Raw genomic sequence first — 22,394 nt, forward strand, 5'->3', positions numbered from 1 at the left:
TGAACTAATGCTTTTTGCGACGAACATTGGATTGCTTTTTGAGGTTTATTAGTAGGCGGATCTGGTTTCAGTCGATTCATCTCGCGATATTCCAATCTCCTCTCACAATAATTTTTTGAGAAACAGGATTTTTCACCAATGAGGGCACTCTCCTTAATATTTGGCCTTGCAGTCTTGCAAATTACCACGCTAAGCGTGTGTGCAGCTGAAACTTCGGATTATCGCTTGAAATACGATACTGCTGTTGTCGATCAAATCGATTTGCTGATTCGACAAAGTTGGGAAGACAATGAAGTTTCCCCATCAGAAGCTGCAGACGACATTGCATGGTTGCGTCGGGTCTACTTGGATACCGTTGGTCACATCCCTCCTCTGAGTGTGGTTGAGGAATTTATTAAAAATAAGGACTCCAATAAATACCAGCAAGCTGTTGATGAAATGCTCGATGGTGACAGTTACGTTAATAACTGGACCACGATCTGGACGAACCTGCTGATTGGTCGTCAAACTCCCGACCGCACCAGTCGAGATGGCATGCAAAAATTCCTGCGGGAAGCTTTCGCCAAAAATCGTCCCTGGGATGATGTGGTCTACGATATTTTGACCGCTGAAGGTCACTTTGAGGAAAATGGAGCCGTTAACTATCTGCTGAGTCAAATGACGATGCGGGATGAGGGTGTTCAGGCAACTGCCAAAACAACCCGTCTCTTTCTGGGCACGCAGGTGCAATGTACTCAGTGTCACAATCACCCTTTCAACGACTGGAAGCAAAGTCAGTTCTGGGAATTCAACAGTTTCTTCCGGAATGCCCGGCGTGTCGATCATGACAAAATCGACCCCAATACAGGTCAGGAAGTCGATGACTATTCCGAGTTGACGACTAACGACTTCAGCGGACCTGTCTTTTTCGAAAAGCGAAGTGGCCTGATGCAGGTCGCTTATCCCAAATATTTTGGAAACGACGTTGAGTTTGATAACGGTAAATCACGTCAGAAAATTCTGGCAGATGCAATCGTCGCTGATGGCGATCATCAAATGGCTCGGGCGATGGTCAATCGCATGTGGGGTCACTTCTTTGGCTACGGCTTTACCCGTCCTGTCGACGACATGGGACCACATAATCCTGCTTCTCACCCGATTCTGCTCGAATATCTCACGGAAAGCTTTGTTGCTTCCGATTACGACATGAAAATGCTGGTTCGCTGGATCACTTCTTCAGAGGCTTACCGTCTAAGCAGTGAATTCAATACTAAGAATGAAATCGATAACCCGGCTGCAGGCGAAATGCCACTCTTCAGCCATATGTATATTAAGTCCATGGAAGCGGAACAGTTGTTCGATTCACTCATGGTCGCCTCAAACGCTTCTGGAATGAACCGAGCCAATTATGCTCAGGCGATGCGTCAGCGTAACGAATGGCTTCAGCAGTTCGTGACCACATTCGGTACAGATGAAAATGATGAGTCCACCACGTTCAACGGCAGTATTCCTCAGGCTCTCATGATGATGAATGGAGAACTTGTTGATACGGCAGTCAAATGTGATCCGGGCACACTGCTTCACCAGGTCGTCTCTGCTGAAGAAAAAGATTCCAAGAAAGTCCAACTGCTGTATCTGGCTGCTCTGGGACGAAACCCCAGTGGTCGAGATTTAGCTGCGGTGAAGAAACTGATGCAAATCAGTGGCAACCCGATTAGCGCTTATCAGGATCTTTACTGGGCACTCTTGAACAGCAACGAATTCATTTTTGTCCGCTAGTTGTTTCACTGTTACTACAATTCACATCGAAAAAACTTAATCGAAATCACCGCTTACCTTTTGGAGAACTTCAATGAGTATTATTCAACCTGAAAACATGGATCGTCGTCACTTCATGCGGCACGTCGCTGCCAGTAGTGCTATGACAATTCCTGCTTTTCACTTCTTGAACCATCTGTCAGCCAATGCTGCTGAAGTTCGTAAAAACCAGAAGGCTTGCGTGCTGGTCTGGCTGGGCGGCGGTCCACCAACCATCGATATGTGGGACCTGAAACCCGGTTCAAAGAACGGCGGAGAATTCAAGCCGATCAGCACCGCTGGTGATCTGCAGATTTCTGAGCACATGCCTAAAATCGCCAAGCAAATGGACAGCCTGTCTGTTGTGCGATCCATGAGTACGCGTGAAGCCGATCACACACGTGGTCGCTATTACATGCATACCGCCTATGTGCCTAACCCGACTGTCATTCACCCCTCTTTCGGTTCCGTCGTCAGTCACTCCCTGGCACCACAACGCAAGTCACTGGAAATTCCTTCATTCGTCTCCGTCGGTGGCGGTGCTGGAAGTGCCGGTTTCCTGGGCATGACTCACGCTCCATTCGTCGTCGACAGTAACGGCCGGATTCGCAATGTCGATTCTGGCGGCACCGACAAACGTCGTCTGGAACAGCGTCTTGCCATGTGGGATGTCGTTGAGAGCGGATTCATCAACTCTGACCGGGGCGATTTGCCACAGGCTCATAAAGATGTTTACCGTAAGGCAGTCAACCTGATGACATCTCCTCAGATGGACGCTTTCAAAGTGGCCCAGGAAGATCCAAAAATTCAGGAAGCCTACGGTAATAATAACTTCGGTCGCGGCATGCTGATGGCTCGCCGTCTGATCGAAGAGGGCGTTCCGTTCATCGAAGTCAACCTGGGTGGATGGGACCTGCATAACGATGTGTTCAACACATTGAGCAACCAGCGTCTCCCAACTCTGGATCAGGGGATTGCCGCTCTGACACAGGATCTAAAGAGCCGTGGTATGCTGGATGATGTTGTCATCGTCTGTATGGGCGAGTTTGGTCGTACACCACGCATCAACCAGAATGTGGGACGCGATCACTGGGCTTCCAGCTGGTCACTCATGATTGGTGGCGGTGGACTCAATGGTGGAGTCGCAGTTGGTCAGACCGACAAAGATGGTGTCGGCATCGAAAGCCAAAGCTATCTCCCAGGCGATATCTGGGCGACCGTCAGTAAAGCCATGGGCATTCCATTGAACATCGTCCACACTTCAAAACGTGGTCGGCCAATGAAAATCGCCAACGGCGGAACTCCAATCGAAGAGCTCGTCGGTTAATCCGCTCTTATTGGTCAATTTAAGAATCGATTCAATCATGGGAACCCATACAGGGTTCCCATTTTTGAAGAGCCTCAGATTCATTACGAAAACTGAATTTGGAATTTTCGCGTGGGTAATATCCGGACAACTCCTCCACACGAGGAAGCCTTTCCGCAGGGAGAGGAGACGCATGAATCAGGACCAGATGCCGGGTTTATCAAATCATTTGTTAAGGCTCAAAGGCGACTTTATCTGTATCTGCTGGCACAAACTGGAAACCCAAACTCAGCCGAGGAAATCCTCCAGAACGCCAATGTTGTCATTCTGGCAAAGTGGAACACCTTTAAACCGGGAACCAACTTTTTGGCGTGGGTTTATCGTATCGCTAGTTTAGAAGTGATGAAATTTCGTCAGAAATCCAGTCGAAATCGACTCATTTTTGACGATGATTATTTAACGACGATCGCCCAAACTGTTGAAGAAATCAGTGATGGAGCCGATGAACGTCAGGCGGCTCTGGCAGTTTGTATTCGAAAATTAAAACCACGGGATCGAGAATTAATTAGACTTCGGTATCAACAAGGTCGAGATGGGCAGACACTTTCTGATCAACTCAACCGTCCGCTGAACTCAGTTTACCAGTCTCTAGGACGTGTCCGCCGCACATTACTCAATTGTATCGAGAAGCAGCTCTCCGCTGCGATCAAATAAATGAACGATCTGCATAATCATCACCGAAGACTTTGCGAACTGGCCGATTGCGTATGCGACGGCCGGCTCGATGAAGCCACCGCTGCAGAATTGCAACAGTTAATCAAAAACGATGATGCCGCAGCCGAGATTTTTGCTCAGTATCTTGAATTGCATTCCAATCTGTTTTGGGATTTGGGGATCCTTCCTTCAACTCCTTTAACGACACAAAATACAAACTCGCATGAGGATTCCACTGCTCCCCTGAAGGAGTTGATGGACGATCTGCTTACAGAAGCAGCTTTGAATCAGGATGTGACTCCTCGTCGAACTCACGAGAAACAAACCCGGCGAACATTGTTTCAGTCAACGAAAATGCTGACTGTATGCTTAGCCATCTTTCTGACTCTCGGCACAGGTCTACTCTGGTGGAATAATAGTTCCCCTGCTCCGGGCTCCAACATTGTTGAGAACAATTCCGCGGTTGATTCGCTAGCCGATGCCCCCCAGGTTGTCTCTCCGCTCAATCCAGCAAATTCCGAAGAGACTCCTGCACTTGTGGAGAATGAACTCCCGCCCGAGTTACCGAAAATTGACTGGGATCATCCACCATTAAAGTCGCAACCAATTACGGTCAACGTCGTTGAAGGAAGTCCAACGCAAGCACCTGTGGAAGTACTTGGAGTGGCTTATTCGAATGACCAGGATGTGATCAACTCGATCAACGAACGTATTAGTTTGGGCTGGAAGGACTGGCAGGTTCAACCTTCTGCTAAGGCCGATGATTACGAGTGGGTCCGTCGTGTCTATCTCGATTTAGCGGGACGAATCCCGACAGAAACCGAGCTCAATGCCTATTTGAATAATTCTTCGGAACAGCGGGATCAGGAATTAGTCGATCAACTGATCGATTCCCCTGCTTTTGCGCTGCAATGGTCGACGACATGGTCCAGGCTGCTGGTCGGACGTGCTCCAAATGAAAGGGTAGACCGTCTCGCACTGCAAAAATATTTGCATGGTGTAGCTGAGTCGAATCGCTCCTGGAGCAATGTTGTTGAAGAAATGATTGCGGCTAAGGGAAATCCACATCAAAATGGAGCCGCAAATTTCCTGGTCGCACATTTGAACAATCAAGCCGTCCCGGCCACTGCCTTTGTCGCCAAAACATTGATGGGTTATCAGATCCAATGTGCTCAATGCCATCATCATCCGTTTTATGCTCTGTCTCAAAAAGAGTTCTGGGAGTTGAACAGTTTCTTTAAGCAAGCTGTTGTCACTCAAGTGGACCAGCCCCAGGAAGCTGCTCCCAGCTATCTCCTGCAAGATCGTCCAACCGCTGGCCCCACATATTATGAAACACGTTTTGGAGTCATGCACGCTGCTTTTCCAAAATACAACGGTCAGGAAGTGATCGATGATGAAAAGACCTCGCGTCGCGAGCAATTGGCTGATCTCCTTACAGCTGGAGAGGATCCGCTCATTGCCCAGGCTTTTGTCAATCGGACCTGGTCGATGCTGTTTGGATACGGATTCACGCAACCGGTTGATGATCTGGGTCCTCATAACCCAGCGACGCATCCCGAGCTATTTTCGACTTTGAGTCGTTCATTTGTTGCCTGTGATTATGACATCAAACGCCTCTATCGCTGGATCTGTTTGTCAGAACCGTATCGACTTTCCAGCCAGATGATTGCAGAAAACCGCGAGGATAATCCATCTCAAGGAACTCCCCCTGCTTTCTCACGGATGTACTTCAAATCACTTTCTCCGGAACAGCTTTATGATTCCCTCCAGGCAGTAGCCGGGGAGTTAGACGAGCGAAATCAACAATGGCCACAGCATGTGACTGAGCGTGATCAGTGGGTTTCGCAGTTTGTCAGTTCTTATGAAAATGACGAGAACGATGAAGAAGACCACTTCGATGGCACGATTTCTCAGGCACTGGTACTAATGAATGGAGACTTGGTCGATCAAACCATCCATACTGAGAAAAATATCTTGCTTAAAAATTTAGTGAGCAAATCGATTTCCGATCAGAAGAAATTCGAACGCATTTGCCTGACTGTTCTTTCCCGCAAACCGCGCCCTCAGGAAGTGGCTTTATTCCGTCAGATTCAAGCATCTTTGAGGGATGTCAAATCTCCGGTCGTCCGCCAGGAATTGCTCGCCAGTCGACTTTCCGACCTGCTCTGGGCCTACCTGAACTCCAGTGAATTCATCGTCAATCACTGATCGTTCGCCCCAGTAGACGAATGAATTCATTTTGCAGAGCCGCTTTTTTCCGACCTACGAGCAACCTGCTTGGTTACTCAGGCATCAACCATGACCATTCTTCGGATGTTATGTCGCTCTCAACGCTGGCTGGCATAGCCTTTGCGTATTGTTCCCTAAGATTACTTAATAAAGGAGAACGACATGAGCACTGAACAAATGCCCCAAAGGGATCAAAATTTTGGACGTCAGCCTGAATCAAATTCCAATGAAGGTGAGAATTCGCTTGCTTTTCTTATCACCTACTCGACTTATTTTGTCATCGCTGCAGTCGTTATCACTCTGATTGTAATAATGACCAGATAGAACAACCCAAGGTATTTGCACAGCATTAAATTTGCATAAATCAGCATATGATTTCTGCGATGTGAGAATCGTTTCCTGAGCAGAAATATTCAGGGAATGAATCGATTTGTCCCGTTGGAAGAGCCTCGAAGATTTGTCGGAGCCGTTGAAGATGCGGGCTGAATTGTGGCTTCCTTCACTCCTGAAGACCCCTTCAAATATCCGCTTACGCCAAGGACTTCAGGGTGCCGGGCGATCTTATCGCTAAAGATTTGCATATCCCGCATAATGGGTTCGAGGTTACGAAGCAATGCCGCCAGAGAAGCTGAGGATGTCTGCATATTTTGATAAAGCTGAGGATCCTTTGCCATTCGCTGAATTGAGCCATCCCCTTCATTGAGTTGCTTACTGAAGGATGAAAGCTGCACCAATGTCTGATTGAGCGAGGCTAGACTCGTCGTCACACCACTGACTAATTGGTCGGAATTGGCGGCAATCGGATTTGTGACCGTCTCCAAATTATCCATTGTATTTCCCAACGAAGTGACTGCTTTGTTTGTCGTGGCGATCGTCTGCTGGGTTTGCTGAATGAGAATATCTGTCTGTTGCATCAAATGCGGCAAGGCAACCATCGCCTGCTTAACCGATTGCTGAAGTTGGGGATCGGCAATAAATTTATTCGCTTCATCAAGTGTAACCGACGCCTTCTGCATGGCGAGTGTCAATTGTCGCAACGAGACGGCAGCATGTTCGACCATTTCATCAATCGATCCCTGATTGGTTTCGATCAGGGAATTGACATTCCGTGCCACCTGCTGCCATTCTTCACTGGTCGCCGCAAACGACTTCATCGTTTCATTCATTCGACTTTCGAGCTGTTGGACCGCTGCCAGAGGATCCTGTTGCGTAATCCCTCGGAAGAGAAATCCAGTGGAGACGATCTGGTTACTTGTGCCGATGGAAAATTCGATGTGGGCATCTCCCAGAAGCGAGGAAATGATTTGCGGTTTCGAATCCTCAGCGAGCTTAAAACGCTCACGAATTTCGACGACGACCACCACTTTACGAGTCTTTTGATTGATAGAAACTTCTCGAACGCTTCCAATCGGAATACCGGACTGTTTAACGGGAGTGCCTGGGTTAACACCTGAAAGTTCATCAAATTGAATCCCCACGACATACCGCGGCTCGGTGTAGCGGTCCAGCTTACCGAACTGAATCGTCAACACGACACCGGTAAGCACGGCTGCGATAACGAATAATCCGACACGAAATTGGAGCTGACGTTCCGACATGGTAAAAACTATACGGTTGGAATAACAAAATTCGAGCTGCTTGAAACGGCGGTATTGTTACGCGGCACTCAATTCGTGTAAACGTTGACTTGCATCCCCATGCACAAAGGAATAGACGCGAACATCGTCCGCGTGAAAAGCATCATCAGCCGTTCCCGAAAAAATGACCTGATTTTCTCCCGCTGGCAGTCGTGAAAGGGGATATAACATCAAAATGCGGTCCGCCACTTTCTGAACGGTGTGCATATCATGTGTCACGACGATACTGGTTACGGGACGTTGCTCACGAACAGAGAGAATCAATTCATTGATCACATCGCTCATCACAGGATCGAGTCCGGTGGTCGGTTCATCGTAAATAATGATATCCGGCGATATCGCCAAAGCTCTCGCCAGTCCAACACGCTTTCTCATTCCGCCCGATAACTCAGCTGGCATTTTCGAACCGACCTCGCTATTCAAGCCGACATCAACCAGCCGGCTGTAAACAATATCTTGGATTTCCTCGTTTTTTTTACGTGTATTTTGCCTTAATCCAAACGCAATGTTTTCGAACACATTTAAACTGTCGAACAAAGCCGCCGATTGAAACAGGTATCCGATACGCAAACGTTGCTTGAGTTTTTCAGCTGGTTTTAACCTCTTGACATCGACACCCCGCCACATGACATCTCCAGCGGTTGGCTCCAACATGCCCGCCAGCAATTTTGTGGTGACACTCTTCCCACAACCACTCTCACCAATTAAGACCAGCGTTTCTCCTGGCTGTACCTGCAGACTGATATCACTGAGAACCCCTTGTCCCCCGAATGAACGGGAGACGTGATTCAATTCCAGAAGTGGAGTTTGGTGGTCTGAATTCATAGTTCGATGGATGAAATTCCGTAGGTCAGGCTGTGCCTGACAGGATTAATTATTAACGTCTGAATTCGCCAGGCATTGCCCGACCTACACTTCTTTTTGCTGGGTTGCGTTTCGCCAAACCAACCTGTGAATGAAACCTTTATCCACTCTACTTTCCGCCTTCCTATGCCGGATCCAGCCAGATATAAACCTGCGACAGGACAACGCCTGCCAGGAAATCGAGGAAGAGGATCAGGACAAAGGAGAAAACAAATGTCTGAGTCGCAGCTGTTCCGACTCCCTGAGCACCGGCTTTGGCATGAAATCCGCGGTGACAGGAAACCAGTGCGATCGCCGCTCCGAATGAAATACTTTTCAGAATCCCCGAATAGACATCTAATAGGGAAATGTAGGCGTAGGTGTGATACCAGTAGTAGTAACTGTTGATGCCGAGAACAGTTGTGGAGAAAATCCAGCCACACAACATGCCAACGGTATCGGCGATGATCGTCAGCATCGGAATCAATAGAACGCAACCCAGAAAACGAGGCACAACCAGGTACTGAATCGGATCTGCGCCCAATGCTTCCAGGGCATCGATCTGTTCGGTGACACGCATTGTGCCGAGTTCGGCAGCAATTGCGCTTCCGACACGACCAGCCAGCATTGTGGCTGCCAGTACGGGACCGAGTTCCTTGACGAGAGTCATATTAACGACTGAACCCAAACGGGATTCCATGTGCATCACACGAAGCTGATCGTAAGATTGTACAGCCAGGACCATGCCGATAAATCCACCGGTCACCATGACGACTGGCAGGCTCAAGACACCAATCTGATAGAGATTCGCCCAGAGGACGTTGCCTTTCGGCCAGCGAGAAAACGTCCAACGAAGTGTCAATAAGGCAAACAGCGCAAAATCCCCAATGACTGACACGGGGGCAATAACCAATTCCCCCAGCCAGACCACAGGATTCCAACGCTCTTGCTGAACTATCGACATCTGTCTCGGACTCTTTTTCTCTTGCGATCTATTTCATCTGCGTTGAGAACCAGTACCCACAAGTGGACAAACATGTGAACAACACAGTCGGTTCACTTCATAGAGGCGAAGCTTATCGATTTGAGCAATACAGAGCGAGAGGAATTTCCCGACTGCTCCTGATGAGATGTCGTTCCGGTTTGACCTCTGTAATTGAGTTAGCTACACTTTTCTGCATAGTGAAATCACGACTATTCTTGAATAGTTGTCTCTTTATAATTCAAGTCGATCTCAGAAAGTTTTTAGACTACCATGCCTCGTATTGAACGTGATCGGGAAATGGCGCGTAAGCGAACCCGCAAAGTGAAAATCGCTAAGTTCCGTGCCAAGTATCAAGCTGCCAAGAATGATACTGAAAAGCAGGAAATCTTGGAAAAAGCCCGAAAAATCAGCCCGTTTATCGAGTTCGAAACTGCTGAATAAAGCTCAATCGAGCATGCTGAATATTTGAATCGATCCTCATGCCGCAAAATGGGGATCGTTTTCTTTTATGCACACCCACGGATTTCTTATTACGAACTACCTATTCGTGCAATTGCTCCGCCAATCGTTACTTTTAAGAGTAGGCCTCTGCCTTTACCGGAAACGAAATCCGACGAGCTGACCCCGCATTCCCTGGAAACGGATCGCAAATTCTGCGGTGACGCTTCCCAGGCTGCCTTCGATTTCGTAGTACAAGTCGATCTGTTCAAGCCGTTCGTCAGGTAAGACAGTCAATTTGGCAAACTGGAATTTACGGGTCCTGGAAGCACCAACGACTTGCTCGACTTTTTCGAGGTACTCGCTTAGGACCTCAGAACTCAATTTTTCTGCAATTTGCGAATGCATCAGTGACAAACAAAGCTCATAATCCTGACTATCGAGAGCAGTCATGAATTGCTCGACTCGATCACGATAGATTTTTAGGCTGGTTGGCCTCTGGAACCAGTTTGCCAGTTCATCCGACTGCACTTCAAAAGCAACAATCGACTCATTCAATACCGTAATCGCGACTCGAGCCGTCCCCTTCGTAAAACTCACATTGGATGTAAATTCCTCACGATCCCCGGCTATAATGGACGTCGCAGGCAAAACGACTTCCACGCTTCCCAGTTTGTAGGCAACAGATTGTAACCACGCTTCGAGAATCGGAGGGTCGATCTGCTCAGCCAGTTTGGGATGCATCAGATTGAGCAGACCTTCCGTCTCCCCCAATTGAACTGCGTTTAAAAACTGGTCCAGTTTTTCTTCATCGCCTTGAGCCGCCGCCTGCGAATTCAGGGCGAACAGGGCTAGAAAAAACGCGATTCGATTACAGCTTGTTCTGAAAGAAGATGTGATTTTCGAATTCATAGTTGCTGCCTGCAAAATCGGAGTCGTTGTTCCGTCATGACTCATAATAATAATTGGACAATACTCAACCGGAAGTAAGAGCGGCTTATGTAAGAGCAGATGAATTGCACCTGTGACCCCATTATCGTAGCCTGAAACCCCGAACGACTAAAGTAAGTAACCCCCTTGAACCACGGGTAACAGAAAAACAATTACAAGGCCCCCCTTTCAGACTGGCTCTTGCTCATAGAATCTTCATAGACTTTATGATGGAATCATCAAACGGCATTTCTCTCGGCATGTGCTCTTCATTTCTTGGTGAGTACAAGGACCAACACTATAATACTTCAGACGATTCCCGTCTTTTGAGTTGATTATCGTTATGCAATGGACCCCGAAATTTCAGTATGCCTCACGTTCCGATACCGGGATGAAGCGACTTAACAATGAGGACTGCTACTCACTGACTCTTTGTCCTGACGATAGCCAATGGTATTCACGCGGCCATTTGTTTGCAGTGGCCGATGGGATGGGTGGGCATGAAGTCGGGGAACTGGCCAGCAAAACTGCCATTGATACACTTCCTCACGTGTACTTCAAGTCGGCTCACGAACAACCAGCCGATGCATTGCATGAAGCAATGCGGGAAGCCAACAGCGCGATTTACGAAATTGGAAATCACAATCGCGACTTCAAACGTATGGGCACAACCTGTTCGTCATTGGTCATCTGCGCCGATGGGTATCTGGTTGGCCATGTTGGTGACAGTCGCGTTTACCGAGTTCGCGATGAACGAATTGATCAACTCTCATTTGACCACACCGTTGCCTGGGAACAGAAACTGAGGCAAAGAAGAAATGCTCAGCTCGAGAATGTCGATGCGGAAAAATATGGCCATGTCTTGACCCGCTGCCTGGGCCCCGACCCGACGGTGCGTGTCGATATCGAGGGACCGTTTCAATATCTTCCTGGCGATGTCTTCGTGCTCTGTTCTGATGGTCTGACCAAATACCTGAGTGATATTGAAATCGGTGTTTATGCCAAGAATATGCCACCAAGTGAAGCCGCCAAACTACTCGTAAATCTGGCAAACATGCGTGGAGGTGGAGATAACTGCACAGTGATCATCGTGCGTATCAGCAAGCAGGATGGTGTTGTGAATTTACCTGCCACTGCGGAGTATCAACAGATCTCCGCTTATTCAAAGTGGGCTCAACCCTTATTGTTCCTGGCTACATTCATTTGTGGAATAGGTGCAGGTGTACTCTCGTATTTTCAAATGGCTATCCCGGCTGCGATGCTTGGATTTCTGGCGACTGGTCTACTCCTGTGGGGATTTTTAATTGGCCGACAGCGACAACGACTCGCCGAGGCTGATAATGATCTTGATTCTCAAGATGAGGCTTCCGCAACCGTTTTCTTTCGACCTTATCGCACTGCCGCCATTCGTCTGTCTCTTTCCACAGCCGACAAACTTCGCGAATCAGCGACAAAGCTTGCCGCGACCGCCAAAGCTGGCGAGTGGAAATGCAACTGGTCCACATACGAGGCGACCGTCCAGCAAGCCGAAACGGCCATGAATGCCAAAAAATACCGACAAGCCTTACTGGATTGGTCCAAAGCGATTGAAATCCTGTTTAATGGTATGTCAAGATAGTCATTTCCGAAATCACTGGTGAAAACGAAAGCAATTTCCATCCTCTATGACCGACTCATCGAATATCGACGCCCTGGCTCGAAAGCTTGCACAGTTATTGAGCACCCCGGAAACCAGAGAATTGAGATCCAGCAAAGATGCAAATGATCTGGTTGACCAGACCGCTGCCTGGGCAGTTGGTCTATGGAAAAAGACCGAAACCGATTTACATCTGATGTGCTTTGGCTGCGCAAACGGATTTGACGCTCAGGTCGCAGATGAGTTTCAAGCAGCAACACTCAAGGTTCCTCTCGAGCAGACTCAACTTGGCATCGTCAATGCGGTTGTCAATCAACGCCCGGCCTTAGCCCGTGTCGAAGAGCAATCTGGGGATCTTAGAAAATCTGCAGGTTGGTTAGAGCGATTCGGTGCCCGCTGTTCTTTGTCCTGTCCGATTTCCAATCAAAATGATCAAATCGTAGGAGTACTGGCCGTTTCCTGGGCAGAAGCCTGGCAACTGGAGGATGAGGTGCCACAAAATTTATTGAAATTGGCCGACAAGATTTCAAAAAACTTGTAATTATTCGACCACAATCATCATGACAAAACCCGAGCCATCACTGGCTCGGCTCGCCGATTCAATCCATGTGAAACATCTTCGTGCCGATCATTACAAGCAAGAAACGCAAGCGAGTGTGTATTTACCCGGCGTGGGAATACTTTTGCAAACAATCCGGATCAAGCAGCTTTTCTGCAGCAGAAAGCAACGTCGCGGGCGAATAGTTTTGGGAACCACTCGGCTTTCTTGCCCCCTTTGACGGAAACGACCTGTTCGATGTCCAGATACTCTTTAAAGAACGCAAGTAGATCATCGTATTTGAAGAATTGCACGTGAGTCGGATCGCCGTTCATCCATAATTTTCGACCACGGACAACCTGCCAGCGATCTTTCAGGTGATAAGCCAACGGAATACTTCCAACGAGCATTCCACCCGGTTTGAGAATTCGCTGAATCTCGCCGAATGTGATTTTCGGATAGGGCAGATGTTCAAGAACTTCCGCCAGAACGATCACATCAAAGCTCGAATCTTCAAAGGGAAGTGCTTCATTAAGATTGACCTCAATCGTATCGACTCCCAACTCCCGCTCGGCAATCGCCATCGCGGAGGTGTCAATATCGCCAATAACGACCTGATTTCCCGGTGCAAAATGGCGAGTTAATGTGCCATCTCGTCCGCCAAGATCCAGAATCGTTTTGCCGGTTCCAATCCATTTGCAGAACCATTCCGCTCGAATGTCTTCGATAAATGACTTCCCAAGTCGCTCGCCGCGTTCGTGGTGCTGGGTATAAACCTCGCCAAGGCTGGTCGGATGCTTTTCGGACATGGCTGTTCTCATTTATTGATATGCGAAGGGACTTCAGACAGTAAATTGGTTCGTCACCAATACCCCAATCAACTTTGGGAGGCATTGCAGATTGACTTTCAGGCGAAGCCTATTGAAAGATTCAAAACAGAGCTAGTCCGATTTCACTCGCGGACACCACATAAGTATTCACTTATGCCAAGTGTCCAAGCCATTTCAAAAATTCCAATGTTTAGCAGATACATTCGCACAAAGTGCATCAAAGATGTGCAACCTGCTGACAAATCATGCTCATCGTTGATGCAAACCATCGAAAAACATGTTTTAATTTTGTTGAAACACTACGTACGTAGGGGTTTAACGGACTCAAGCCTCTCGGTTTTGCTAATTGGCGCAGCAATTGCATAAGTTACAAATATCGACACCGTGTTGATGTACGCTCCATCTAGAGATTTCATTGGGAAATCTCAAACCACACGGCAAGCACTCCTGATTTCTATGAATCCATTGAGTTTTGCCACCGGGAATAAGTATAGCGACAGTCGCTATTTGTAGTTTATCAGCTTAGTTAGTGAGAAAGAGAACGAATGAATTTTCCGAGAATGTTACCCGCGTTCGATAACATCCCTTTATTAATGAAATCATCGCTGCTAATGCTGCTGTTGATTGGATGTTTGACCTACACCTCAACCACCTACGCCTTCCAGCCGGCTCCCGAAGGGACGACAACCGAGCCCGTAGAAGAGGAAGTCGTTGTTGAAGAAGCAGAAGAAGTTGTCGAAGAAGAAGCTGAAGAACCGGTAACGCTGGAATCTGTGGATGAGGCCGTTGGAGCCGTCAGAACAGAAACGGACCTGCTCTGGACTTGCATCGCAGCCTTCCTGGTCTTCTTCATGCAAGCAGGTTTCGCCCTGGTTGAAGCAGGTTTCACACGCTCTAAAAACTGTGTGAACATCATCATGAAGAACCTGATGGACTTCAGTATTGGTTCAATCTCTTTCTGGGCAGTCGGTTTCGGACTCATGTTTGGTGCTTCACCAACAGGCTGGATTGGTACAACCGACTTTTTCGTCGACGGTATGGTCGATGGAGTTCTGGACAACTGGGAATTTGCTTTCCTGATCTTCCAGACAGTCTTTGCCGCAACTGCTGCTACCATCGTTTCGGGTGCCATGGCTGAACGAACCAAGTTCACATCTTACCTGCTGTACACAATTGGAATCACTGTCATTGTTTACCCGATCAGCGGTGGCTGGGCATGGGGAAGTCTTTACAACGGTAGTGGCTGGTTGGAAGACAAAGGCTTTATCGACTTCGCTGGTTCTACTGTGGTACACTCTTGCGGTGGATGGGCAGCCCTGGCTGGTGCCATCGTCATTGGTGCTCGTAAAGGCAAGTACGCAGCAGACGGATCAGTGACACCAATCATGGGTCACTCGATTCCGCTGGCTGCTCTTGGTGTGTTCATCTTGTGGTTGGGCTGGTTCGGATTTAACCCTGGTTCAACAACATCTTTGGATGGTGGTAACTTTGCAAGAGTTGCAGTCACGACCAACCTGTCTGCTGTCGGTGGATGTGTTTCCGCAATGGTTCTTTCCTGGATCATGTTCGGCAAACCAGATGTGAGTTTTGCACTGAACGGTGCATTGGCTGGATTGGTTTCCATCACCGCTCCTTGCTACGATGTTGGCCTGATCTCTGCCCTGATCATTGGATTGGTTGGTGGTGTCGTCTGTGTTCTTTCAGTGTTGTTCTTCGACAAACTGAAAATCGACGATCCCGTCGGGGCAATCTCCGTACACGGTGTTTGTGGAGCATGGGGAACCTTGTCCGCAGGCCTGTTTGCTGAAGAAATCATCAATGGAACAAACGGATTGTTCTTCGGTGGTGGAGTTTCTCAGTTGATCACACAGTTGATCGGTATTGGAGCCTTCTTCGCCTGGTCCTTCGGTGCCTCCTTGATCATCTTCCTGGTTATCAAAGTGACTGTCGGACTTCGAGTTTCCGAAGAAGAAGAATTGCGTGGACTGGACATTACCGAGCATGGCATGGCGGCCTATCCTTACCTGCAAAGCCTGGAATCCGCTTAATGCTCTTTTGAGTGCCGTTGGGATCAAGTCCCTTTGGTTTGATCCCAACGGTTTTATGATTATTATAAGAGTTCAACTACCACCAAACTTGTTTGTCCAAGTCTGAATAAACCGCTCAAACTACTGGGAATTCACAATGAAAAAAATTGAAGCCATTATCCGGCACTTCAAACTTGAAGATGTCAAATCTGCGCTGGTCTCAGCCCAGATCGAAGGAATGACCGTTGCCGAAGTTCGCGGCTTTGGTCGTCAGAAAGGTCACAAAGAAACTTACCGTGGAGCCGAATACGTTGTCGACTTCATGCCGAAAGTCAAACTGGAAATCGTTGTTTCCGATGACGTGACCGACAAAGCAATCCAGGTCATTTCCGATGCCGCCCGCACCGGAAATATCGGCGACGGAAAAATCTTCGTCTCAGACGTCGAACAGGTCATCCGCATCCGAACCGGCGAAACCGGCGACGAAGCCATTTGATCGCAGTTTCGAGGATCGAAACTTGAAATCTTCGTCATGACGACGATGTAAGCGTCTGGATGATGCACAGCAAGAAGGGACCACCTGTTTTAGGTTGGTCCCTTCTTTTTTTGTGGATACGCATGTTTATGTGACAACATTACCAACTTGAGACCAGCCTGCTTCACGATTAGAATATTGTGTCTGTTTGTAAACCGTTGACAGCAATTCGAATTCTACTTTGACTCACACTTATTAACCGACAGGAGAATTCATGCGTATTTTCAGGGCTCGATTTGTGATCCTACAGCTTTCCATAGCAGGGTTACTTATTACGACTTGTATCGTGAATGCAGACAAAACACAGAAATCTGATGGGAAATTGTCACCAAAGCAGGTCAAGGAAATTGCGGCCAGGCTTTCTGATAACGTCACTCTCGGTGCCGCTGATCTGACACAGGGAATTCCTGGTGAGGGCCCCTTGTCACTATCAGAAATTCAAGCCTGGCTTGATCGAGAAGATGTTCATAATCCACTGACTGTTAAACTTCCCATGGGACTCAATGTGGGCAAAATTCCGGAAGGCGTGCTGGAATCGAATCCACTCACACGTGCGAAAATTGAACTGGGCCGACAGCTCTATTTCGATACCCGGCTTTCCAAAGACAACACGATCAGTTGTGCCAGCTGCCACGACCCCAAAGCCGGTTATGCTGCTCCAACTCAATTTGGTGTTGGAATTGAAGGACTGACCGGGAATCGAAATTCTCCGACAGCTTACAATCGCATTTTGAGCACATCTCAATTCTGGGATGGCCGAGCCGCATCTCTGGAAGAGCAGGCGATTGGGCCGATTGCCAATCCAATTGAAATGGGAAATACACATGATGCAGCCGTGAAGGCAATCGCAAAAGTCCCTGGATACAAATTGCAGTTTGAACAGATTTTCGACGATCACGAAGTCAACATCGACAATGTCGGCAAGGCAATTGCTGCTTTTGAACGTGTGCTCGTTACAGGGCCTGCTCCGTTCGACTACTACGAGAAGCTCAAGCCATATCTGAAATTTGAATCGGAAGATTTTGAAGACGATCCCGATTTGAAGGACGAATACGATGCCATCATGGCTGAACTTGAAGTCCATCCGATGTCGGAGTCGGCAATTCGTGGACGGAATCTGTTTTTCAGTGAGCGAGTCAACTGCGCCGCATGTCATGTTGGAGCGAATCTGGCCGATGAGAAATATCACAATCTGGGTGTCGGCATGGATCAGGAGAAACCTGATCTGGGACGTTACGAAGTTACCGGCGACGAGAAAGACAAAGGCGCCTTTAAAACTCCAACCATTCGCAACGTCGCTTTGACTGGCCCTTACATGCACGACGGGAGTCAGAAAACGTTGCTGGACGTCGTTGAGCATTACGCCAAGGGAGGAATCCCGAATCCTTACCTGAGCGACAAAATCAAGAAGATTGATTTGAATAATCAGGAGAAGAAGGATCTTGTTGCATTCATGGAAGCCTGCACTGGAGAACTGCCTGTTGTTGAACAGGGGCGACTTCCCGAGTAATCTGATTACGTTACTGTCAAACACTTCTATGCTGAGCCACGGTAGCACCGTGGCTTTTTTCATGGGTGGGAAGAAACTGGGTAAGAAAATAATGGTAGACGAACACACGCCCAAACAAAGTTCTTACTGGCAGCGATTTCTGCACCCCTGGTTTGCAGTACCGGTGATGATAGTGGTCATGCTGATCGCCGCTCCGTTTATGTATCGCAGCTACAAACTCTCAATCATTTCCGATCCCGGGGAACCGTTTGATGTTGAAGCGTTTATTTCTGCGCATACTGTGCCGGATTCGGAGAATGCTTTGGTTCCGTTTCGGAATATACTTACCCTGATGAAGCCATCAAACGATAAGACGTATCCTGAATGTGGAACAGCCCTCTGGAACAGAGTCTCTATCAATGAGTATATGCAAAATACTCTCGACCATGTCAAAGATAACGAAGTCGCTTTGATCGAGTTTGAAAAAGCGAGTCAAATGCCTGACTACTGCGAAGTTCAACCAGCATTTATCAATTACACATCCTCATTTGTAACTACTTGCAATATTCGCTCTTATGCTGAACTTTGCGTTATCCGAGCCTGGATTGCTTCTGAAAATGGAAAAGATGCCGAAGCTACAAAATGGCTGCTATGCAATTTGCGAACCTCACGGCTCGTCGAACTTCATGGATGTATTATGAATCGATTCGTAGGTATTGCACTTCACAATTTGACGAGTGAGACAATTATCAAATGGTTAGCCCGGCAGCAATTATCTCAAACGGAACTGGAAAAGTTTCTGAAAGAGATGCAAACGATTCAGCAAATGACACCACCCATTTCAGATCAAATCAAAATGGAATATTTAATGGTGTTGCATTCAGAGGAGATCTTGCAGGGAGAGGTCTTTCCAAGTTCTACTCCCGGAGCAGCCAAAGCCGTTTTGCCCTGGGCATTCTATTTCCAGGGTGAACCAGAATTACTGTTTCGTGTGTACGGACATTGTGTCACTAATAATCTGAGATATGTCGACTTACCAAAATACAAAAGACCATCGCGTTCTTCACACGGCAGCAATATCTGTTATTTATTTGTGAAACCAATTACAGAATCAACTCATCCGTCGAATTTGTCTCCTGAAAAAATCGAACTGGCGGCTGACTCCTCCGTTCTCTTTCAGCTTGCCTACTATCAAACCGGCAGTATGTTGGAAGCGGTCGACTTGGAAACCATGCGGCAACGTCTTCTCGAAACGGCGATTCAACTGGAACTCTACCGAAAATCAAATGGCGAATTTCCAGATACGCTCGCTCAGGTCTTCACCTCAACAGAAACACTCCCCATTGATGATCTCGAAGCGAAGGGAGCCATTTTAAACTATGTCAAAGAAGGCCCCCTGCACTATCGATTATGGAGCGTTGGCGCGGATGGAATAGATTCTGGTGGAGTCAATTTGACGTTGGATAAAGATGCCGCGGATCTGGGGATTGAGATGAAACGCCAGCCGTAGGTCAGGCTGTGCCTGACGAGATTTGGCGTCGATTGTTAATCGTGTCAGGCACAGCCTGACCTACGGCACTGGAAACTATGCAGGAGAAGTGATGTCTGACGAAGTCGCATCCAAACGAAAATCAGGCTGGCACCGTTTACTGCATCCAAAGTTTGCGGTGCCGGTTGTCCTTTTGCTTGTCCTGATCGCCGCACCGTTTCTGTATCGCAGCTATCGACTCTCTTTGATATCCGATCCCGGGGAACCGTTCGATGTTGAAGCATTTATTGTTGAGCACACAGTTCCGGATGAGGAGAATGCATTGGTTCCGTTTCGGAATGCGATCAAGCAGTATGAGGCGGCTCCGGGTATACAATGGGATGAGGAATATGATGATCTTTGGAATGTAAGACCCAATGAGGAGAAAACTAAAATCCTTCTGGAGTACATGCAGCAAATCGAACCTGCATTACTGGCTTGGGAAAAAGCGAGTCAGATGCCCAATTTCTCAGAAATTTCGGCATCTATATTAAACTATTACGAAAGTTTAGAAACCACCAAAGGCACAGGTGGAATTGCAATGATGGGTGAAATTCAAGCCTGGATCGCCTCCGAAAATGGAGACGATGTCGAAGCCATGAGGTGGCTGCTTTGCAACTTACGATCGTCCAGGCTCATTGCCCGTAATGGAGGTATCATGAGCTTTCTTAAGGGATATGCGCGGTACCGTTCGACGAGTGAGTCAATACTCAAATGGTTAGCTCAACAGAAACTTTCAACAGTAGACCTCAAGCAGCTCCTCAAAGATGTTAAAACGATTCATCATTTGACTCCTCCCATTTCTGATCACTTTAAAATGGATTATCTGGAAATATTGAATTCGAAAGAACTGATATCAAGCGATTTTTATGAATATCTTTTACCGGATTATCCCCCAGTCTTATTGCCATGGATATTTTATTTTCAGGGCGAGCCTGACTTATTCTATCGAATAAATAGCCACTCTCTTGCTAATCATTTGCGATACGCAGATTTACCCAAGTATCAAAGACCCCCACTTTCCTCGTGCGGCGAAAATGTTTGTTATCTGTATGAGACTTCCAGCGGAGAATCAATCCCTCCAACTCAGGTAACTTTAGAACGCCTGGAGCAGGCCGCAGAATCTTCAACACTCTATTTGGAAATTCCTAATCTTTTCCACAATGTTATAATTGCATCAGACAAACAAATTCTATTGCAGCGGGTTATAGAATCAGTCATTCACCTGGAAATCTATCGTAAAAATAATGGTGAATTCCCGGACACACTTACTCAGGCTTTTCCTTTGAGTGAAGATCTTCCTATTGATGATCTCAAACCATCCGGAGCCGTATTGAACTATGTCAAAGACGGCCCGCTGCACTATCGACTCTGGAGCGTCGGCTTTGATGGAATTGATAACGGAGGAGTTGATCCTTCTTTTGATCGGGATGCCGCGGATCTGGGGATTGAGATGAATCGGAATGATTCCCTCGAATCTCCCGAGGAGAAGTGATGTCTGAAGAAATCAAATCCAAACGAAAATCAGGCTGGCACCGATTGCTGCATCCAAAGTTTGCGGTGCCGGTTGTCCTTTTGCTTGTCCTGATCGCCGCACCGTATCTTTATCGTAGCTATCGACTCTCTTTGATATCCGATCCCGGGGAACCGTTCGATGTTGAAGCATTCATTGTTGAGCACACCGTTCCGGATAGCGACAATGCGTTGAGCCTGTTTCATGAGGCGATTGGTTCTCTTAAAGGGACAATTCCGAAAGATGAATTGAGTGACATCTATGATATCTTCTGGGAAGAGACTCCGCCGGATGAAAGAATGCAAACCGCATTGGATTACGTGAAGTATAACGAACAAGCGTTACTGATCTGGGAAAAAGCGAGTTGCATGCCCAATTTTTTTGAAGTGCAGCCTGATCAGATCAGCTATACGTCGCCATTGGAGATTTTAAAGCCAACGCGACAACTTTCACAGATGATCGCTATTCAAGCCTGGATTGCCTCTCAAAACGGAGATGACACTGAAGCCACTAAATGGTTACTTTGTAATTTACGAACCTCACGACTGATTACTCTCAATAGCTGTATGTTCAATCGCACATATGGAATTGCGATCCACAACATGACAACCGAAATGATAGTTAAATGGCTGGCTCATCAGCAACTTACACTTACTGAGCTCAAACAGTTACTAAATGAGATACAAAAAATTTATCAAATGACGCCGCCGATTTCTGACTTCATCAAAATGGAATATTTGATGTTATTACATTCTGAGAATATTTTGCTCCAGGAAGTAATTCCCAAATCAAAACAGATATCATCCAATTCCGTTTTAGCTTGGACATTATTTTTTCAAGGTGAACCGGAGTTATTTTATCGAATCAATAAACAGTGTGTTACAAACAATCTACTGTATGTTGACATTCCGAAATATCAAAGACCTGCACTTTCGTCACATGGCAGAAATCTCTGTTATTTGTATGAAACCCCAATCGGGGAAACACTTCCTCCAGAACAAAATTCTCCCAATCAAATTGAAGAAGCCAGTGAAACGTCAGACCTCTTCAAGGTAACTTACTATGATTTAGGAAAAGTAATCAATGTTATTGATTTGGAAAACATACGACAAAGGATTACTGAAACGGCGATTATGCTGGAAATTTATCGCAAAATAAAAGGTGAATTCCCAGAGACACTTAACTTGGCGTTCTCAACAACCAAAGAACTACCTGTTGATGAAATCAATCCATCAGGAGATACTTTAAAATATGAGAAAGACAGTCCCCAACATTACCGGCTATGGAGCGTTGGAGTGGATGAAATTGACTCTGGAGGAGAAGAACTAAGTCTCAATCCGGATGCTTTAGATTTTGGCATCGAGATGATTCGCAAGCCGTAGGTCGGGCTGTGACTGACCAGATTCGGCGTCGATTGTTATTCATGTCAGGCAGTGC

Annotated in this window: 18 protein-coding genes; 13 read left to right on the top strand and 5 right to left on the bottom strand. The window is 47.2% G+C overall.

Annotated elements, in window-relative coordinates; translation table 11 throughout:
- Positions 1–225: 225 nt before the first annotated feature.
- The 4 genes from Pan54_RS12095 (at position 226) to Pan54_RS12110 (ending at position 6,007) form a co-directional block, all read left to right on the top strand.
- A complete protein-coding gene (locus Pan54_RS12095) occupies positions 226–1,758 on the top strand; it encodes a DUF1549 and DUF1553 domain-containing protein (RefSeq protein WP_242631294.1) in 1,533 nt (510 codons plus the stop codon).
- A gap of 73 nt (positions 1,759–1,831) precedes the next feature.
- Entirely contained in the window at positions 1,832–3,103 is a 1,272-nt protein-coding gene (locus Pan54_RS12100; RefSeq protein ID WP_146503728.1) for a DUF1501 domain-containing protein, read from the top strand.
- A gap of 111 nt (positions 3,104–3,214) precedes the next feature.
- Positions 3,215–3,796: a sigma-70 family RNA polymerase sigma factor gene (locus tag Pan54_RS12105; protein WP_242631295.1), complete on the top strand. Its 582-nt coding sequence runs from the start codon at positions 3,215–3,217 to the stop codon at positions 3,794–3,796.
- A complete protein-coding gene (locus Pan54_RS12110) occupies positions 3,797–6,007 on the top strand; it encodes a DUF1549 domain-containing protein (RefSeq protein WP_146503730.1) in 2,211 nt (736 codons plus the stop codon).
- A gap of 434 nt (positions 6,008–6,441) precedes the next feature.
- On the opposite strand, the gene Pan54_RS12115 is transcribed toward Pan54_RS12110, so the two are convergent.
- From Pan54_RS12115 to Pan54_RS12125, 3 genes are all read right to left on the bottom strand, one after another.
- Complete coding sequence (locus tag Pan54_RS12115; RefSeq protein WP_146503731.1) at positions 6,442–7,626, bottom strand: MlaD family protein; 1,185 nt, start codon at positions 7,624–7,626, stop codon at positions 6,442–6,444.
- 57 nt (positions 7,627–7,683) lie between these two features.
- Positions 7,684–8,490, bottom strand: a complete 807-nt coding sequence (locus tag Pan54_RS12120; RefSeq protein WP_146503732.1) for an ABC transporter ATP-binding protein — start codon at positions 8,488–8,490, stop codon at positions 7,684–7,686.
- 163 nt (positions 8,491–8,653) lie between these two features.
- Positions 8,654–9,472 carry an MlaE family ABC transporter permease gene (locus Pan54_RS12125; RefSeq protein WP_146503733.1) on the bottom strand — a complete coding sequence of 273 codons (819 nt, stop codon included), beginning with the start codon at positions 9,470–9,472 and terminating at the stop codon, positions 8,654–8,656.
- Between the two features lie 291 nt (positions 9,473–9,763).
- Between Pan54_RS12125 and Pan54_RS25850 the strand changes: the two genes are divergently transcribed.
- Positions 9,764–9,934, top strand: coding sequence for a DUF6800 family protein (locus Pan54_RS25850; RefSeq protein ID WP_165441748.1), 171 nt, complete (start codon positions 9,764–9,766; stop codon positions 9,932–9,934).
- Between the two features lie 153 nt (positions 9,935–10,087).
- Here Pan54_RS25850 and Pan54_RS12130 read toward each other — a convergent pair whose 3' ends face one another.
- Positions 10,088–10,843, bottom strand: a complete 756-nt coding sequence (locus tag Pan54_RS12130; protein WP_146503734.1) for a hypothetical protein — start codon at positions 10,841–10,843, stop codon at positions 10,088–10,090.
- Between the two features lie 361 nt (positions 10,844–11,204).
- Here Pan54_RS12130 and Pan54_RS12135 point away from each other — a divergent pair, with 361 nt between their 5' ends.
- Entirely contained in the window at positions 11,205–12,479 is a 1,275-nt protein-coding gene (locus Pan54_RS12135) for a PP2C family protein-serine/threonine phosphatase (protein ID WP_146503735.1), read from the top strand.
- A 46-nt stretch (positions 12,480–12,525) separates the two neighbouring features.
- A complete protein-coding gene (locus Pan54_RS12140; RefSeq protein WP_146503736.1) occupies positions 12,526–13,038 on the top strand; it encodes a GAF domain-containing protein in 513 nt (170 codons plus the stop codon).
- Positions 13,039–13,196: 158 nt separating this feature from the next.
- Here the strand turns inward: Pan54_RS12140 and Pan54_RS12145 are convergent, their stop codons facing one another.
- Positions 13,197–13,844, bottom strand: a complete 648-nt coding sequence (locus Pan54_RS12145; protein ID WP_146503737.1) for a class I SAM-dependent methyltransferase — start codon at positions 13,842–13,844, stop codon at positions 13,197–13,199.
- A gap of 566 nt (positions 13,845–14,410) precedes the next feature.
- Between Pan54_RS12145 and Pan54_RS12150 the strand changes: the two genes are divergently transcribed.
- From Pan54_RS12150 to Pan54_RS12175, 6 genes are all read left to right on the top strand, one after another.
- Entirely contained in the window at positions 14,411–15,913 is a 1,503-nt protein-coding gene (locus Pan54_RS12150; protein ID WP_146503738.1) for an ammonium transporter, read from the top strand.
- A 136-nt stretch (positions 15,914–16,049) separates the two neighbouring features.
- On the top strand, positions 16,050–16,388 hold the full coding sequence (locus Pan54_RS12155) for a P-II family nitrogen regulator (protein WP_146503739.1): 339 nt from the start codon (positions 16,050–16,052) through the stop codon (positions 16,386–16,388).
- Positions 16,389–16,641: 253 nt separating this feature from the next.
- Entirely contained in the window at positions 16,642–17,937 is a 1,296-nt protein-coding gene (locus tag Pan54_RS12160) for a cytochrome-c peroxidase (protein ID WP_146503740.1), read from the top strand.
- A 49-nt stretch (positions 17,938–17,986) separates the two neighbouring features.
- The gene (locus tag Pan54_RS12165) at positions 17,987–19,426 is read left to right on the top strand and encodes a hypothetical protein (RefSeq protein ID WP_146503741.1); all 1,440 of its coding nucleotides are present in this window, start codon (positions 17,987–17,989) and stop codon (positions 19,424–19,426) included.
- A gap of 91 nt (positions 19,427–19,517) precedes the next feature.
- On the top strand, positions 19,518–20,939 hold the full coding sequence (locus Pan54_RS12170) for a hypothetical protein (protein ID WP_146503742.1): 1,422 nt from the start codon (positions 19,518–19,520) through the stop codon (positions 20,937–20,939).
- Positions 20,939–22,339, top strand: coding sequence for a hypothetical protein (locus Pan54_RS12175; RefSeq protein ID WP_146503743.1), 1,401 nt, complete (start codon positions 20,939–20,941; stop codon positions 22,337–22,339). The genes Pan54_RS12170 and Pan54_RS12175 overlap by 1 nt, the downstream gene beginning before the upstream one ends.
- Positions 22,340–22,394: the final 55 nt, after the last annotated feature.

This window comes from Rubinisphaera italica (genome assembly GCF_007859715.1).
In the GTDB taxonomy this organism is placed as follows: domain Bacteria; phylum Planctomycetota; class Planctomycetia; order Planctomycetales; family Planctomycetaceae; genus Rubinisphaera; species Rubinisphaera italica.

Coding starts and splice junctions, on each gene's coding strand:
- Pan54_RS12140 (WP_146503736.1), top strand. CDS start 12,526: ATGACCGACTCATCGAATATCGACGCCCTGGCTCGAAAGCTTGCACAG.
- Pan54_RS12115 (WP_146503731.1), bottom strand. CDS start 7,626: ATGTCGGAACGTCAGCTCCAATTTCGTGTCGGATTATTCGTTATCGCA.
- Pan54_RS12100 (WP_146503728.1), top strand. CDS start 1,832: ATGAGTATTATTCAACCTGAAAACATGGATCGTCGTCACTTCATGCGG.
- Pan54_RS12130 (WP_146503734.1), bottom strand. CDS start 10,843: ATGAATTCGAAAATCACATCTTCTTTCAGAACAAGCTGTAATCGAATC.
- Pan54_RS12135 (WP_146503735.1), top strand. CDS start 11,205: ATGCAATGGACCCCGAAATTTCAGTATGCCTCACGTTCCGATACCGGG.
- Pan54_RS12175 (WP_146503743.1), top strand. CDS start 20,939: ATGTCTGAAGAAATCAAATCCAAACGAAAATCAGGCTGGCACCGATTG.
- Pan54_RS12125 (WP_146503733.1), bottom strand. CDS start 9,472: ATGTCGATAGTTCAGCAAGAGCGTTGGAATCCTGTGGTCTGGCTGGGG.
- Pan54_RS12160 (WP_146503740.1), top strand. CDS start 16,642: ATGCGTATTTTCAGGGCTCGATTTGTGATCCTACAGCTTTCCATAGCA.
- Pan54_RS12155 (WP_146503739.1), top strand. CDS start 16,050: ATGAAAAAAATTGAAGCCATTATCCGGCACTTCAAACTTGAAGATGTC.
- Pan54_RS12145 (WP_146503737.1), bottom strand. CDS start 13,844: ATGTCCGAAAAGCATCCGACCAGCCTTGGCGAGGTTTATACCCAGCAC.
- Pan54_RS12150 (WP_146503738.1), top strand. CDS start 14,411: ATGAATTTTCCGAGAATGTTACCCGCGTTCGATAACATCCCTTTATTA.
- Pan54_RS25850 (WP_165441748.1), top strand. CDS start 9,764: ATGCCTCGTATTGAACGTGATCGGGAAATGGCGCGTAAGCGAACCCGC.
- Pan54_RS12120 (WP_146503732.1), bottom strand. CDS start 8,490: ATGAATTCAGACCACCAAACTCCACTTCTGGAATTGAATCACGTCTCC.
- Pan54_RS12110 (WP_146503730.1), top strand. CDS start 3,797: ATGAACGATCTGCATAATCATCACCGAAGACTTTGCGAACTGGCCGAT.
- Pan54_RS12170 (WP_146503742.1), top strand. CDS start 19,518: ATGTCTGACGAAGTCGCATCCAAACGAAAATCAGGCTGGCACCGTTTA.